Source organism: Pseudoduganella sp. GW821-FHT11H04, assembly GCF_058807935.1.
The window spans coordinates 23,169-37,899 of sequence record NZ_JBXARE010000021.1 but is presented as its reverse complement, the minus strand read 5'-3'; the positions used below and the strand labels follow the sequence as shown (position 1 = coordinate 37,899).

Annotated in this window: 14 protein-coding genes; 5 read left to right on the top strand and 9 right to left on the bottom strand. The window is 59.1% G+C overall.

All coding sequences use genetic code 11. From position 1 onward, the window contains the following. The first annotated feature begins 194 nt into the window (after window positions 1-194). Complete coding sequence (locus AC1RTP_RS26875) at window positions 195-2,480, top strand: site-specific integrase (RefSeq protein WP_498611703.1); 2,286 nt, start codon at window positions 195-197, stop codon at window positions 2,478-2,480. 17 nt (window positions 2,481-2,497) lie between these two features. Here AC1RTP_RS26875 and AC1RTP_RS26870 read toward each other — a convergent pair whose 3' ends face one another. The 6 genes from AC1RTP_RS26870 to AC1RTP_RS26845 all read right to left on the bottom strand — a co-directional run bounded on the left by AC1RTP_RS26870 (window position 2,498) and on the right by AC1RTP_RS26845 (window position 8,222). Next, window positions 2,498-3,457, bottom strand: coding sequence for a nucleotidyl transferase AbiEii/AbiGii toxin family protein (locus AC1RTP_RS26870; protein WP_498611702.1), 960 nt, complete (start codon window positions 3,455-3,457; stop codon window positions 2,498-2,500). Further along, window positions 3,448-3,939 carry a helix-turn-helix domain-containing protein gene (locus AC1RTP_RS26865; protein WP_498611701.1) on the bottom strand — a complete coding sequence of 164 codons (492 nt, stop codon included), beginning with the start codon at window positions 3,937-3,939 and terminating at the stop codon, window positions 3,448-3,450. The genes AC1RTP_RS26870 and AC1RTP_RS26865 overlap by 10 nt, the downstream gene beginning before the upstream one ends. Window positions 3,940-4,015: 76 nt before the next feature. Beyond that, entirely contained in the window at window positions 4,016-6,193 is a 2,178-nt protein-coding gene (traI, locus tag AC1RTP_RS26860) for a TraI/MobA(P) family conjugative relaxase (RefSeq protein ID WP_498611700.1), read from the bottom strand. Beyond that, a complete protein-coding gene (locus tag AC1RTP_RS26855) occupies window positions 6,190-6,528 on the bottom strand; it encodes a plasmid mobilization protein (RefSeq protein ID WP_498611699.1) in 339 nt (112 codons plus the stop codon). The genes traI and AC1RTP_RS26855 overlap by 4 nt, the downstream gene beginning before the upstream one ends. Window positions 6,529-7,066: 538 nt before the next feature. Beyond that, entirely contained in the window at window positions 7,067-7,816 is a 750-nt protein-coding gene (locus tag AC1RTP_RS26850) for a competence protein CoiA family protein (RefSeq protein WP_498611698.1), read from the bottom strand. A 52-nt stretch (window positions 7,817-7,868) separates the two neighbouring features. Beyond that, window positions 7,869-8,222: a hypothetical protein gene (locus tag AC1RTP_RS26845; protein ID WP_498611697.1), complete on the bottom strand. Its 354-nt coding sequence runs from the start codon at window positions 8,220-8,222 to the stop codon at window positions 7,869-7,871. 633 nt (window positions 8,223-8,855) lie between these two features. Between AC1RTP_RS26845 and AC1RTP_RS26840 the strand changes: the two genes are divergently transcribed. Further along, window positions 8,856-9,776 (top strand): hypothetical protein, encoded by a 921-nt coding sequence (locus AC1RTP_RS26840; RefSeq protein ID WP_498611696.1) that lies wholly within the window; start codon window positions 8,856-8,858, stop codon window positions 9,774-9,776. A 25-nt stretch (window positions 9,777-9,801) separates the two neighbouring features. Here AC1RTP_RS26840 and AC1RTP_RS26835 read toward each other — a convergent pair whose 3' ends face one another. The 3 genes from AC1RTP_RS26835 to AC1RTP_RS26825 form a co-directional block, all read right to left on the bottom strand. Next, the gene (locus AC1RTP_RS26835) at window positions 9,802-11,016 is read right to left on the bottom strand and encodes a DNA methyltransferase (RefSeq protein WP_498611695.1); all 1,215 of its coding nucleotides are present in this window, start codon (window positions 11,014-11,016) and stop codon (window positions 9,802-9,804) included. A gap of 134 nt (window positions 11,017-11,150) precedes the next feature. Then, on the bottom strand, window positions 11,151-11,555 hold the full coding sequence (locus AC1RTP_RS26830) for a hypothetical protein (RefSeq protein WP_498611694.1): 405 nt from the start codon (window positions 11,553-11,555) through the stop codon (window positions 11,151-11,153). 33 nt (window positions 11,556-11,588) lie between these two features. Continuing rightward, on the bottom strand, window positions 11,589-11,834 hold the full coding sequence (locus AC1RTP_RS26825) for a hypothetical protein (protein ID WP_498611693.1): 246 nt from the start codon (window positions 11,832-11,834) through the stop codon (window positions 11,589-11,591). A gap of 149 nt (window positions 11,835-11,983) precedes the next feature. Here AC1RTP_RS26825 and AC1RTP_RS26820 point away from each other — a divergent pair, with 149 nt between their 5' ends. From AC1RTP_RS26820 to AC1RTP_RS26810, 3 genes are all read left to right on the top strand, one after another. Further along, entirely contained in the window at window positions 11,984-12,952 is a 969-nt protein-coding gene (locus tag AC1RTP_RS26820; protein ID WP_498611692.1) for a hypothetical protein, read from the top strand. A gap of 62 nt (window positions 12,953-13,014) precedes the next feature. Continuing rightward, a complete protein-coding gene (locus AC1RTP_RS26815) occupies window positions 13,015-13,257 on the top strand; it encodes a hypothetical protein (RefSeq protein ID WP_498611691.1) in 243 nt (80 codons plus the stop codon). Beyond that, a complete protein-coding gene (locus AC1RTP_RS26810; protein ID WP_498611690.1) occupies window positions 13,254-14,729 on the top strand; it encodes a DNA cytosine methyltransferase in 1,476 nt (491 codons plus the stop codon). The genes AC1RTP_RS26815 and AC1RTP_RS26810 overlap by 4 nt, the downstream gene beginning before the upstream one ends. Window positions 14,730-14,731 lie beyond the last annotated feature (2 nt).

Here is a 14,731-nt window from a genome sequence, read left to right as displayed (position 1 = left end):
CCGGGCAAATCGAACGGCTCGGCGCGCGGCGCCGGCAGTGGCAGCGGCGCCAGCCTGGCCTCCACCTTCAATGTAGACCACGCACGGCCCATTCGCCACCTTCGACACGACGCGGCGCCGCCTGGCCCCCAGCTGGCCGGCCAGCTGCTCGTCGCCCCCGCCGGTACCGGAACCTGCCGCAACGGGCGCCCGGCATGACGGGGCGCGTGCCGCAAGATTTTACCCTGAGCGACGTCGAGCTGGACGAACGCGCCGAGTTCGAGGCCTGGAAGCGAGAGAAGGCGGAGAAGGCGCGCCGCGCGGCCCTGCAGCAGGCGCAGGCCGATCCCGACTTGGAAGGCGAGGGCGCGCCCGACGCCGATAGCCAGGTTGAGGCCCGCGCCGTCGACGCGGCACCGCCCGTCAAGGCTCCACCCAGAACGACGCGGCGCCTCATGCTCCACATGGGGCACTTCGCCTTCTTCCGCAGCTATATCGAAGGCCTCGACATCTTCGAGCGCTGGGACCACTACCTGTCCCAACACGGCGCAGTGACCGATGTCCGGTCCATCAACAGCGCGGTCAAGCAGCTGCGCGCGGATCTCGCGGCCGTGGCGCTGCGCCACGCGCGCCCCGGCATGGCGCGCCTGTTGCACTTCGACGTGAACAAGATCGCGCAGCTGCGCCCGGCCAGCGAAATTCCAACGTTGGAAGCATTCGCGTTCGAAACGGGGATGGAGGACTTCCCGATCAAGGAGCAGCTGCGCGCCTATACGGAACAGTACGGCGAACAGACCAAGCGGCAACAAGCGCACGCGCGCCTGCTGCGCAAGCAGATCGCCGCCTTGCACTGGCTCGAAGGCCTGGCCGCCGGAAAGCCGGGCCCGGACGACGCCGTGGCGGCCTGGCTCATTCCGGAGCTGGCCGATCCCATCACAGAGGCGGGCGTCGTGACGCTGCGCCAGCTGGCCGAACGCATCAACGGCATGGGCCTGGGCTGGGCAGCCAGCATGCGCGCCATTGGCGCCGGCAAGGCCGCGCGCGTGGTGGCGTGGATGCGGGCGGTGGCCAAGGACACGCAACTGCCCATCGGCGCGCACGCCGACGTCCCGCGCCGCCAGCAGAAGGCGGCGGCGCTGGCGATGGTGGTTGCGCCGGCGACGGCCGTGGTGCCCATTGAAAAGTTCGTCATGCCAGTGTCGCTTTCCGGGCGGGACGGGCGTTTCAGGATGCCCGCCGCGCAGTGCATGCTGGGCGTGGACAACGATTTCGACGCGATGCTGGAATTCATCCGCGCCAAGCCGCAGCGGCCCCAAGCCGAAATCGACGCCATCAAGGAAAAATGGCTGCGCGCGCATCCCGGCGAGCAGCTGCCCGACGGCCCGCTGGCCTGGACCATGTTCCTGACCACGACGGCTTCGTCCTACCTCAATGAGGTCTATCGCTTCCTGCTGTGGGCGGTGCTCGAACGACGCAAAGCCTTGTCCTCGATCGACTTCGCGGACGCGGCGGCGTACCGGGACTTTATGGCCAACCCCACACCGTCGGACACCTGGTGCAGCAAGGCGCGCGGCAGGGAGCGCTACGGGCCCGCCTGGCGCCCGTTCGCCGGGCCGCTGGGTGCCACGGCCGCCACGCGCGCAATCACGATCCTGGGCGCGTTTTACGGCTTCCTGCGGGACAAGGGCTACATGATGGCCAATCCCTTCTCGGGGCTAGCGAAGCCGCGGGCGGCGCCTGCAGCGCAGGGTAGGGGCGACACGGGCCGCAGCCTGACGGCGGCGCAGTGGCGCGTCATCAACGACGCGCTCGACGCATTGCCGGAAACGTCGGCCAACCTGCGCCTGCGCTTCGGCCTACGCTGCATGTACGCCACTGGCCTGCGGCGCGCCGAGGCTGTGGCGGCGACCGTCGCCGATCTGCGCTGGGTGTCCTACCCGCCCGACGACGACGATCCCGAGACCGTGGAAGGGTGGGAATTGCATGTGGTCGGCAAAGGGAACACGGCGCGCATCGTGCCGGTGCCGCCCGGTGTCATCGAGGATCTGCTGAATTACCTGGCCTCGCGCGGACTGGCGCCGGACTTGCTTGCCCCGGAAAACAAGGCAGCGCATCTGCTGGGCCAGGCCGTCGATATTGCTACGCGCGCGCCATGGGCGGCCGGCACGATCGGCGCGGTCGGCGCGGTCGATCCGCACGCTGGAATCGGCGCCCAGACCTGGTACGACCAGCTGGTGGGATTCTTCAAACGCTGCGCGCAGCAGCAACTGGCCGCTGGAGATGCCGAGTCGGCCGCGCAGCTCGATCGCGCAACGACACATTTTTTACGGCACACGAAAGTGACGCACAGTCTCGCGGCGGGCACGCCGGCCGATGTCGAGCGCCAGCTGGCGGGGCATCGCAGTCTCGACACGACAAGCCACTATTCCAGTGTCGAAGCGAAACGGCGCATGCGTGGGAGCGAGCGGTTTTTCCAGTCGTGGGGCGTGCGGCGTGGGTAGCGAGTACCGCTGTCAGCTCAGCGCTCGATGACGTTTGAGCGCGAGTTAGAAAGCGAGAGCGCTGCGCCATGGGCGTAGCGCAGGTGCAGTGACACGTCGTGCGCGGGATTGTTCACCTCAACCGGTAATCGGTGTTTTTCGTGAATTGCCACCGTCGCGCGGCCAAGGTCCTGGACCAAATGGTGAGCGGTCGTATGCAATGGCTTTCCGACGTAATTGCCGCGCTCCGTGTCCACAGCCTGAACCGAATATCCTTTATCACCGACAAATTGGCGTGCTTGCTCTGCCGATCGCGCCAAGTCCCGATTCATGCTATCGAAGTAAGCCAGTACCTTGCTGGCCGCGTGCTCGAACGTCGGTTGATAGCTGCGGGCATCAATATCCATGAACTGCCGAATAAAGCCTGCGCTGGGCGCTTGGACGTGCTCGATGAATTTGCCCGCATGACGGTAGAAAAATGGCTGCGCTTGGCTGAGTGCAGCTGGTTCGCGCTCAATCACCATCGCCAGGTCGAACACGTCGCGCGCCGTGGCCTTATCGCCTCGGTGGAACATCTTCTTCGCTACGATCTCGGCGGCAGTCTCGACCCGCACGTCGTGCCCAAACAAGTTCCACATTTCAAACGCGTGCTGCGGCGCCAGTAGATTGGGGGACGCCACGAAATCAATCTCCCCTTGCGGCAGTTGCAATTTGACGTAGTTGTTGGCCTCGACATACTGCGAGTCGCACAGTGAATCCGCGACGTCGCTCAGGCGCGGCGTCACGAAACCGAGGCTCTGCGGGTCCGGAACAAAAAGGTCGATGTCCTTGCTCACCCGGTGGTCGTACCGGAGCATTAAAACCGTACCCCCGCCAAACGTCACGAATGGATCGGACACGCCTCCGTGCTGACGAATCTCATCGATGACCGTCAATGCTTGTTGGAACAGCACCTCCCACGGCCCACTGGGCAACGCGCGCGTTGGCATCATGACCATAGTGCGCTACGTACGGCGCCCAGTTGCTGCGCCAGCTTGGCAACATTCGACCAGACTGCGATCGGATCGACCTGTTCGCGCTGAGCGGTTTCCTCGATCGCCATCACTACCAGCGGCATCGGTGCCTCATCAAGAAAGTGCAGCAGATGCGATTCGCGTCCGGCGGGAACCTGGCCGCTCGCAAGCGCGTGCTGCAATTGATCGCTCGTCAATTCGGCACGATAGCTGACACTGGACGTCTTGGCGGCCATCCATAGGCCGCGCTTGCGCTGCCGCGCGGCAAGGGTAGGCTGGTCAAAACTGAGGCCCAGCACGCCGAGCAGCGCGGTGAGACGCTGAAAACTTAGATCTTTGATTGTGCCCGCTTCCAGTCGCTGCACCGTCTGACGCGACAAATTCGCCAGTTTGGCCAAGCGCTGCTGAGTCAGGCCAACCGCTTGGCGCCGATGGTGGACTTCCTTGCCGATTACCTGGATATTCATGCTGACCTCACATCAATGTACAAAATATTGTACTCCATTTGATCCTTATGCGCTTACTGTCCCCGCCAGGGTCGACCTAGCGAGCTGGGCGCGTATCACGGACCTTGGTCGCACTGACAGTCGCTTTCCCGGCGCGGTAGCGTACAGAGACGTGTGCACCATGCTCCGGCGTGACTGCGAACGCGCTTCGCTCGTGGACCACGAATGAACCCTTACCGATGTCTTGGGCAATATGGCGCGCGTTCTGCGCGACGATAGGCCCCACGTAGGTCTTGTTTTCGGTCACAGCGTCAAAGAGCTTAGCGCGACGGTCCACCCCGCGCACCAACTCGTGGATATCGTCGTCTCGCACGCTTACAGCCTGGAGGAGGGGAGCACTGCTATGCCCCGGTGTGCTGGCTGCCGGCTTTGCCGAACGCCCAGCCATTGCGTCCAATTCGGTCTTGATTTGCTTTTCAAGGTCGCGCAATTCAATATTGCGGACCTTGATACCCAACATGACCGCGTGCCGCACGGCCCGCTCCTTGAAAGCAAAGTCGCCGCCGGCAATATGGATACCTTCGCGCCATTTGTCGGCGCCGTATCTCAGCGTAAGAGCCAAGGCATCGTCCGATACCTCCTTGCGCCCGAACGTGAGCCGATCACCTTCGTCGCGAAACGCCGGATTGCCATCGTTAAAGGTGTAGTGAACGCTTCCGTTTTTGGAGACTTTCCACACCAGATCCGCGAGGCTACGAATCTGAGGATCTGTGTCCTGCGGATGTGCCGGTCGGATTGCGTCTTCGTTCGCTTGAGCTGCGTCCCTCGCCTGTTTCTTCTTGAGGTCGCGGCCGTCCTGATAAATCATCCCACGCAACGCACTGATAGCGGCCTCATCCCCGAGCTGAGCCTGTTCTTCAACCCATGCTCGCCATGACTTCACCGGCGGCAGCAACTGGCGCCGCTGATCGCGCTCCGCACCTATCTGCTTGGACAACTGGTTTCGCGCCTTGGTCATCGTCAGCTTGGCCAACATATACATTTGCTGCTTCTGAGCTGGTGACAAACGGCTATCTGCACGGATGGCCAAGCGCTGCGCCTGGTACGCCGCCTGCAGCTGTTCATGCCGCGCTTTATCTCCCGCTGCGAACGGTGCCAAGGCCTGCCGCGCCAAGGCCTGACGTTGCCGCGCTTCCTTGTCCTCGCCCTTAAACCGCTTTTGCAGCTCATCGCGCAGCGCCTTACGTGCAAGCCTGGACTCAAGGCGCTTATGCGGATCGCGCTTGTATGTACGCTGCGGCTCATCCAGTTTGAGGTCGTGCGCGCGCGGTTGGAAAGCGCCAAGGCGCTCTTCGAGGTCCTTCCGCTTGAGAAAGCGAAACGCCGCCGAAGCCCGCACAGCCATGGGCTTTCCGTCCTTTTCCTCGGTTGCCGGGCTTACGTCTACGACTTTTAGGCCGCCACCGCCCGTGTCCATAAGTTCCAGTCCGTGCCGGCCGAGAACACGGTGAATGTCCTGCCAGGACGAAGTGCTATCATCGTCCAATACCTTCCGAAGGTCCGTCGCTGGCACTCCCTTGCACCATGTCTCCAAGGATTCTTCACCGGACCAGACTTCAGCGCGACTGGCGCCCGGCCTCGTCGGCACCAAGTCCGGATCAATGTAGTCGGTGCTGCGAACGACCGATTTCTTCCCGTTCACCTCAACGACCTGGTAAATACCATTGTCGTGATGCCATCCATATTTGATCTCTGCGTGCCGTGCAGCTTCGTGTAGCGTCGCGTGGTCCCAGTTCAAATACTGAGGCTTGAAGGTCTTCGGATGCACGCGATTCACCTCGATGTGGGCATGCAGATTGTCCGTGTTCGCATGAATAGCGATGATGTATTGGTGATCCTCCATCCCGAGAGCCCGCAGCGTGTCCCTCGCGGCACTGAATATGTCTTGCGTGGCAGGCCTTTCATGCTCCGGCCACGACAAGATGTAGTGGTAAACAGGGTTCTTTACGTGGATGGCCTTATTGGCGACCGCGTACATTTCCGCCGGCGCCGTGGCCAATGACGTCACGTTCCCAATCTCTACGCCGATGGTCTTTTCCACGTTGTTGCCCAATGAGTCCAACACACTCTGGGCAGTAATGTACTGGGTCAGATTATCCCAACTCGTCTTCTGCGGCGCCTCGCCGGATTGCTCAATACCTTGGGTCATGTACTTCGCGAGGTCCTTGAAGGAGGATTTTCCGTCGCGTCTGTTCTCGGCGATTTTGACAATCATTCTTCGTTCCCGCCATTGTTCCACACCCGTTGTATTGCGGCAGTTATTGCCGCCATCTGCTGCTCAAGCGCCGCCGATGGAATTAGCTGGTCTCCATTGGCGATTGATTTAAGCAGGTGGTGGATGGATTTGAGTTCGTCTACGCAAGCGCGCAACTCATTGATGGCATCGACGTCGGCCCGCTGCCGGGTGGCGCGGCCAAGGCCAGCGCGCGTCAGAAACGCAACAACGGTCATGTTGCGTTCGCTAGCCTTCTCCAGGATCGCAGCCTTTTCCTCTGGTGAGAGTCGAAGGTCAATCCGCGCGGTCTTGACTACATCGCGTGATTTTGTCATTTCGGTATGCTATTTCCAACGTCAGAATAACCCGATTATGACATATTTAATTTACTATGCTGCTCCGTCAGACCCCAGAACCGCCACCTATCACTATGAAATTAAGATGGCAGCATGATCAGGTGCAATAGGTTGCCTTGGAGTCCATGAGAACATTGGGCGTCTAAGCAACGTCCAGGAGGCGCTATGGTTGCGGTCTATTTCGTAGATTTCACCTGTGACGGGATTGACTGTCCGGAGTTCCCAAGAGTGTATGGACAGGCTGAACCAGCCTTTGAACGGTTCTTCGGCACAAGCTGGCCTAACTGCTACAGCCAGGCCAAGAAAGCCGGCTGGCTCGTGGCGGAGGGTATAAAGGGAAGCTTATGCCCAGTATGTGCCTGTGCCAAGAAGGGTAGGGCAGCGCACTAGCGGCGTATGGGCGATGCTCGAAGATGAGCGCACAACGCCGCCGGCATGCCTGCCCAGTTAGCGACTGAATTGGTCTGAACACACAAGGTATCGCCGCCACAAATCGAGACTGTTCGTCGGCAGCTGCCTATTCGATCCACAGCCAAAATTTACCCTTCGAGTGCGTTAAGGCCCCACTAGCTAAGCCCACAGCAAAATCGTCCAATGATAATTCTCGCGCTGGCCAGCCTTTAGGAGGCAGAAAAACGCTGACTCTCGTTGCGTCGTCTGTCGGCTTTCCCTTAGGGCTATTGAACCTAAGGGGAAAAGCGGGAAAGGAGCTATGAAATTGTTCACCGTTGACGATAGGACCATTTGAATATGACGCCCCCCATCCATTGCTTCTCAGGCAACCGAGCGTGAAGTTCTCAAAGTGCCGACTGCTAACAAGCCATACAACCTTAATGCCCGACTGAAGGTATTTCTCAGACCTGCGCAAATACTCGTCAAAGGTCTGTTGTGACAATTGCACTTCGATCGCTATCTTACGGCCCAGACATTCGACAAAGACATCCGCTTCCCAACGCTCGCCTGCAGGCGTATGACCGGGTTCTTCAACCCGTGCGCTATAGCCCGCGGTGCGAAGCGCTTTAACCATCCGCACCTGTGCGAACTCATGCTCAGGCGATGTCGGTTTCCATTCCGGATCACTCTCACCTGGGCGGGCCGCAAACCAGCGCGTGCCGAATATATTCTGCTTGAGAATAGCAGGGAGACTGCTGCGACGGATGAGATACGAACCTGTTGGCTCGCTCTTCATCTGGCGCCACTGCTCTGCCGATAGGTCAAATGCCTCGACAATTTCCCCAGTCGAAGCGCGAATTGCAGTCAACGGCAACTAAGCGCTCCTTCCCAATCTTGTCGCAGTCGCAGAAATAGCAGGCTGAGCATCACAGCGAATAGGAGAATGGAAGCAGCACCGCGAACACGGCCAGGACCGGAGCTGCGACCAGCGACAACGCAGCACTCCAACTTTTGAACAACGACGTAATCAGGGGCGCACCCACGAACGATGCCAAGGCAATCCACAGCAGCCACCACCAGGATGCTTTGCCCGACCATGCCCATCCGAACGCTAGACCCAGCACGGTCACGGCCACAATCAGATAAACGGTTGTGGGGACGATACCGCGCTCGAATAGATGACCCACAGGCCATTGCCGTTGCCTGGCCGTCGGAACATAGGCGGCAAGCGCACCTGCGAACGCCGCCGCGAGTAAAGCGCAAAGTTGCGGAATTGTCATTATCATCCTCTAAAGAAATAATATCCATTTTCACATAATCCGCCAAGTCGCGGCAGACTTCCCGGCGACACCTTAGACATCCAATCCGAAGCCGTTATCCGCGCGCCAGTGCCTTCGTCGGATCGTCGCCGCCAAAGGTCTACCTAATCTCACAAGCCCCGTCTCAGCGGCCCGCAAAACGCCCCTAAGCGACTTTCATCTGGACAGGCACCGTTGGCGCATCATCCCTGGCGGTGTTGCCTTGTGACAACTCAACACTTAATGAAGTACGGGTCTCGGGGCGAAGCCCTGAGCAGGCAGAAAAGGAAAAAATGTGAAGGGCGCCGCAGGCGACCGAATATTTTGACCGGCATCCGGGCGCGACTTGTCGCGTACGGATGTTTCTCATCCTGTCCTAGACTTGTCTTGGCGTGCCGTGTATGGAATCGTGTACGGGCGGGTGCACGGTTTCGGGGGCGCTGCGGGGTGGGAAGGGGTGGGCTGTCATGTGTGAGAGGCGGTGGATTCTTCGGGCATCGGATCGTCAATTAGATCGAAGTTGGGCAGGGGTCGCCTGGGCAATGCTTTATTAATCTCATTGTGATGGTAAGATGTGCTCATTCGTAATTGGCACAGGGTGTGAAAGGAGTTTCGATGGGTGCGCTGCAGAGGGTAGAGAAGACCGCAATCGAGAAATCGAGGCAGAACATCATCGCTGCAACGCTCAGTGAACCTGCCGACGAATTGTTCTTGAAAAAAGGGGCCGTGCGCCAACTTATAGGAACGCTCATTGCGGCCAGGGAGCGCGGCTTATCGTTCGAGAAGCTCGCCGAGTTGATGGCCGAGGGCGGGATCGAGATCGCCACCGAAACGCTGAGGGCCTACTTTTTCGAGATGAAAACGGAGGCCGAACTGTCGGCGGAGAACGCTGATCACGCGCGGAAGATTGCAAATCTGCGGAAGGAGTTTGGCAGCGGAGCCTTGGCGGAAGACCTGGAACATGCCGAAAAAGTCGCGGCCAATCGCGCCATGCGGCTGGCCGCGGTGCGTCCACGTGTAGACGCGTTCGCCGACGACGGCCTTCCAGCACGTCCACCCGGTCCATTGCGTGCTCCGCCTAAGCTGGTTCGTCCGCGCCCCAAAGCAGCACCACATCCAAGCCCGCAGGCGTCAACGCCATCTATCCCCAGCGAAGAGCGTCACGAAACCGCTTCTGGGGTATCGTCTGAAACAGGTACGACGAAAACCGACCGCCAGGCCGTCCAACAGTTTGCGAGCGTAGCGCCGCCTGGCCCTTCGGCTGCGGCGCAATCGTTGGCGGAGCCAGTCCAGACGCACGCGGAAGCCAGAACCATCGACATGATCGAAGCCGATAGCGCGGGAAAGGACAAGTCCGAGCTGGACGAAGACCTGCACCTGACCGAATCGCAGCACGTCGTCGGCGCGTCGGGCAGGCCATTCACGGGATTCTTGAGCACAAAGCAAATTTTCCTGCTTCGCACAGTGGGTAAGTTGGTTGCCCCGACCAAGGGAAGATCCAGCAAGGACTTCGTTCCCATGCCCTCACGCCTGTAAGGGCGCGAATTCTTACGTCAGAAGACTAGGCGGCGAAGCGGTCCAGCAACGGATGCAGCTCGAACCCATCGGCCTGGTGGAATCGCCCGGTACTTTGCGCCAGGTATTCGACAATGGCTTCCGTGACCAACCACCGCCGGCCGAGCCGCTCCGCTGCGAGGCCAGTCTTGTTGGTGCCGCCGAAAATGTCCACCACCAGGTCATCGGGCTGGGTGAGAAACTTGATGAACAATTCGGGCAGCGCCGTCGGAAACACTGCCCCATGCGTGGGCAGTCCATACTCGGCGGCAAAGCGCCTCGTGGCGAGAGTGTCCGCGCACGAGGCTCCACGCATGAAAACGTTTTTTGGAATGCGGCCTTCGGTGATGCGGGAAAAGGACTCCGGACGCAAGGTGTAGGCGCCATCGCCATAGCTCGCTGTTCGCTGCTCGCCGCCGGATCGCATCAGCTTCATCTGGCTTTCGGTGTGGGGCTCCAGAATGCGGCGGTTGTCGGAACGAATTCGCTTCGGGTCATTGGTGAACCAAAGAATGATCTCGTGGGCGCTGTTCATGTGATACCGATGTACGGATGCCCACTGCGTAGGCCCAGGCGGCTTGGCCAGGTTAACCCATGGCAAACGGTCCATCAAGGCCAACCCCAGCCGCTCATGCAACGCGATAACCATGCGCTCCACATAAAGCGACCGCGCCGGTGATTGCGTTTCGAAAATATCGTTGCTTAAATTCAAAATTATGCTGGCTCCAGGCAGCAAATTCCGAACGATAGGTTCGAGCGCCAGCGTGATGAAGTCGTTGTATTCCGCAGCCGTTGGATTGCCGTATGCACGCCCTTTGGCGAGGGGGTAGGGCGGACTGGTGATACAAAGCGCGATCGGCTCGTTCAGGGCGGGGAAGATGCTGCTGTTCTGTGCCCAGATAGCCATACCCAGATTGGTGCTGTACGCGACCAACTTGACGCTTGCCAAAGCGCGATGCAGGTGTTCGCCAATCTGTTCCTTGATCTGCCATACCCCTCGGTCCACCCGTTCAAGAATGCCCAATTGCCGTAGCGTCTGCTGCTGCCAACGGATGGCCCGCTTTTGCAGATTGTGGCGTTGTCCGGACTTGCCGATCGGAACCCTGCTTTCGAGTGAGCGCTCATCGGCGACGGCGTTATACAGGGCGGTGTTGTCTAATCGTCCGTCTTTGGATTCCGCATAGGCGGCAGTAACGCGTGCAAGCAAATCTTTTGAGGTCATAGGCATACTCGTATTTTTAATCGGGTGCGTTGCGGTGAAGTTGCCGCCTGGCTGACTGCGCGACCGCACTCGCGCATGCAGCAGCATATCGTGAAGTTCACGCCACGATATGCTGGATCAGGCAGCCGATGAGACTATTCCGCCGCTGGGATTGGCAGGCCCGCGATCTGCTTAAAGTGAGAGAAGTTGTAGAGACGAACCGGATTTGCCGCTGGGTTGATGATCTCGCCGTCCTTGTCGGCCGGGTGGCCCAATACTTCGCCAGTCAGCCGGTCGACGGCGGCCACAATGACGTAGACGTTGCGACCACTATGGCGCCCGTGATAAAGACGGCCCACGTCAGCGCGCTGCGCCGCGAGATAGTCCCGCTGCGAATCGGCGATGAGCTTCAAGTAAATGGCCAGTTCATCGAGCTGGGCGGGCGTCAACTCTGTGTCAACGCCGTTTTCGTTCTTGGTCAGACAAGAGCCAAGATACGTGGCATTAGGAGTGACGGAAAGGCTGTACTGCATGTTTGGGGTAGGGGGAAACGTGTGCATGTCGTTTCTTCTTTCAATAAGGTTGAGGACAGGTTATTCGGCGTACATCGCCTGGTGCGCGAGATGCCATTCCGCCGTCAGCGAAGCAACTTGGCCCTCGGCCCAACTCCGCAACATCTTCTCGACCTTCCTATTACGGGGGGGTGGGCGTTTGTAGGGGACCAGCGATACATCCAGGTGTGATGCGACGTAGGTTGCGCGGTACAGAACACCACCGACGTTCATCACGGCACTCCAGCCACTTCCATCTGTTTGAGCTACTTCATCAACTACCTGCATTTGGGATCTCCTGAGCAATCACAACACCAAACAGTATAGGCACATGTGCCTATTTGCGCAAGTGGAAATTGATTGCAAAATAGGAATAAAAGGCTTGACTTGATAGGCACATGTGCCTATACTAAACACATGTACTTAACGGAGGATTTATGAACAAATTTGCTCAAGCTGGCTTCGATTTTGGCGACGAGACCCCGGCCTTTCGCGCAGACCCATACGGCACCTGGAGCACGAAGAGCTACACGTTCCAGGGTTACACCGAACGCTTCGCGCTGGCGCAATCGAACCTCGCCTCATTGACTGGCTTGGAGCATGCCGTTTTCGAAGACGCACTTCAATCGGCTATTGAGGAACACGCAAAGCAGGTCGCCTGGTGCAACTACGGCGAGAGCGATAACGAGTATTCGCTTTGGGGCAGTAAGATCGACTATCAGGCTTCCGACATTGAAAGCATCATCGCTCACTGTCGCAAGAACATGGGCCGGACAAGCTGCCGCACCGAATACAAGGTTACTGAAGACGTGCGTGGCACGATCTGCGCAGGGATGTATGTCCCTGGTGTCGGTAGCGTGGTTGTGAGCAAGTGGACGCGCAACGATGGCGGACATTCGATGTCCTACACCCTTGATCGGGATACTCACTTCCTCGAATGCTATCTCGATTCCGCTGAACGGGTGTACTGCAACCAGCTGGTCTGGGAACCGGCATATGCAGCACAGGCGATCTGCGAATCGGGCGACAAGATTGCCTCCGTCAAGACCTTCACGATGGACGGTCGTCGGTACGTCCATAAGGGCGCAACGTGGGGCCGCGACATGGCCGAATGCACCGCCTACTCGATCTGCCTGGCCAGCGAATGGAAGGGCGACACCTTCACCTACAAGACGCTCACCAAAGCGTGGGATGACGGCACGATGGGGCGCGGCGACTCGCGCGGCCTCCTGGTCCGTGTCCAAGGAACCCTGTGCGTGTTGGAGAAGTACGTTTGCGTTTATGACGACCAGCCGCGCACCGCGCCGATCTTCTCGGGCGCTGAGGAAGAAGACGAAGAGCCGCTGTTCAATGAGCACGACGAACAGGAAGATCAAGACGAAGCCGAAGCTTTGGAATTCGCGTAACTCTGTCGATTCATTATTTGAAGCATACGCCGCGTATATTACGCGGCGTCTCCGGAGACGAAATGAACAAATTTGGATATGCCGAAAACTTGGCATACTTTCTACTAGAAAGAACCGGCTCAGTTCTTGGCCGGTGCGCGGTCAGAATGAGCGCCGCAGAACAACGCGCACTGTTTGGACGACTTATCGGCAAGGGGCGGATCGTCATTGATGGTGAAACGGAAACGATTTGTAATCGTGTGAAGGTGTGCTTTGGCTTGGATTACGACGACCGCAATTTAACTAAGTGGAGCGAACTCATATGATCAGAACCAACTTTGCTGATGTCACCGCGTCCGCACATATCCCTCAAGTCATCACCAAGGAACTTGGTATTGTGCGTCAGGCTGACCGTCGCAAGGTTCGTTTGTCCACCAATTTTCTGCCACTTATGGGCTTTGAGGCCGGCTGCCGCCATTCGGTAGAGGTATTGCCCAGTTTTGGGGGCATTCGTCTCACTTTCGACGCCAGCGGCCCGCAACAGGTCTACAAGCGGCAGTACAAGACTCGCCGTAACAATCCCTTTGAGACGGTAGTGGAGATCGGCGCCCAACGCGTACTGGACGCAGCGCTGCCCGGCTATACGGAACGCCTGCATTTTACGATGCGCCATGGCGAGATCCTGATTCGCCCCCTCGCCAATCGGACGTTCATGATCCGCCGCAATTTGGCCAAAGCTGCCGACCCGTTCGCCGCAATGGTGGCGATGACCAGCGGCGTCGACGTGCGCTGTTTGCAAGACACTGGCTTTACGATAGAGGCCGTGCTGGAATACCGCCCCCAGGAAGCCCGCGATCGGCGCGACCTTACCGAATCAGGCATGTTGACCGTGCTGGCCAACAACGCGCCGCGCTACGCCTTCAATGAGGACATTTCGGCCATCGACTGGAGCCGTGTTGCGGCTGTCATGGAAGGAGGGCCGCAGATCGCTGTCGCACATATCTCGCTACAATGCGATGAATTCTCGACCGTGAAGGCCACCAGCCTCAAACAGCGCGCTCTTGAAGATCTATCTACTTCGGTGGACCTGGTGTTTGATGCCCTGCGCATGATCGAAACGATCAACCCCGCCGTGGTGGTGCTGGAGCAAGTGCCAGGCTTCGCTCGCTCGGCGGCGGGCGAGTTGTTCCGCACCAAGCTACGCAAGTGGGGCTACCACGTCACTGAACAAGTGTTCTGCGCTGACCTCTATGGCGGCAAGACGCAGCGCACGCGCATGTACCTGGTGGCATCGGTCTTCCCCGGTTTCGAAATGCCGCAAAAACAGGCGGCGCGCGCCGTACCCATCTGGAACGACATTTCGTCCTTCCTTCATGGATGCCGCGACGTCAGCCACACGCGCGCCCTTGTAGACGGCCTGCAAACGGGACGTGCGCGCCTTATCACTCCAACGTCGATGTGCGCACCGACCATTCTGAAATCTCAGCCCCGCCAGACCAAGGATTCGGTCTATATTGCGACGCCGGACGGGCGCTATCTGTTGCCAAGCTTGGACATGCTGCAGTACCTGAACGGCATTCCAGACGATTTCGATTTTCAATCGGTGGCCAGCGAGCAGTGCGCGGAGCAGATCGGCCAAAGCATTGAGTATCCGCTGCACGAGGCGATCTGCAAGGCTGTCCATTCACACATCGCTGCGAACGTGGGCAAGCACACGGTTTTGACTATCGCGAAAGCTGCGGAGCCAGCGTCAAAAGCATTGACCGCGCCGATAACACAGATGGCATTGTTTGAGTAAGC

What these genes read in the sequence shown, in the direction of transcription:
- AC1RTP_RS26875 (WP_498611703.1), top strand. Translation starts at nt 195, where the DNA reads ATGACGGGGCGCGTGCCGCAAGATTTTACCCTGAGCGACGTCGAGCTG.
- AC1RTP_RS26830 (WP_498611694.1), bottom strand. Translation starts at nt 11,555, where the DNA reads ATGCACACGTTTCCCCCTACCCCAAACATGCAGTACAGCCTTTCCGTC.
- AC1RTP_RS26835 (WP_498611695.1), bottom strand. Translation starts at nt 11,016, where the DNA reads ATGACCTCAAAAGATTTGCTTGCACGCGTTACTGCCGCCTATGCGGAA.
- AC1RTP_RS26815 (WP_498611691.1), top strand. Translation starts at nt 13,015, where the DNA reads ATGAACAAATTTGGATATGCCGAAAACTTGGCATACTTTCTACTAGAA.
- AC1RTP_RS26825 (WP_498611693.1), bottom strand. Translation starts at nt 11,834, where the DNA reads ATGCAGGTAGTTGATGAAGTAGCTCAAACAGATGGAAGTGGCTGGAGT.
- AC1RTP_RS26845 (WP_498611697.1), bottom strand. Translation starts at nt 8,222, where the DNA reads ATGACAATTCCGCAACTTTGCGCTTTACTCGCGGCGGCGTTCGCAGGT.
- AC1RTP_RS26810 (WP_498611690.1), top strand. Translation starts at nt 13,254, where the DNA reads ATGATCAGAACCAACTTTGCTGATGTCACCGCGTCCGCACATATCCCT.
- AC1RTP_RS26840 (WP_498611696.1), top strand. Translation starts at nt 8,856, where the DNA reads ATGGGTGCGCTGCAGAGGGTAGAGAAGACCGCAATCGAGAAATCGAGG.
- traI (WP_498611700.1), bottom strand. Translation starts at nt 6,193, where the DNA reads ATGATTGTCAAAATCGCCGAGAACAGACGCGACGGAAAATCCTCCTTC.
- AC1RTP_RS26870 (WP_498611702.1), bottom strand. Translation starts at nt 3,457, where the DNA reads ATGGTCATGATGCCAACGCGCGCGTTGCCCAGTGGGCCGTGGGAGGTG.
- AC1RTP_RS26820 (WP_498611692.1), top strand. Translation starts at nt 11,984, where the DNA reads ATGAACAAATTTGCTCAAGCTGGCTTCGATTTTGGCGACGAGACCCCG.
- AC1RTP_RS26865 (WP_498611701.1), bottom strand. Translation starts at nt 3,939, where the DNA reads ATGAATATCCAGGTAATCGGCAAGGAAGTCCACCATCGGCGCCAAGCG.
- AC1RTP_RS26855 (WP_498611699.1), bottom strand. Translation starts at nt 6,528, where the DNA reads ATGACAAAATCACGCGATGTAGTCAAGACCGCGCGGATTGACCTTCGA.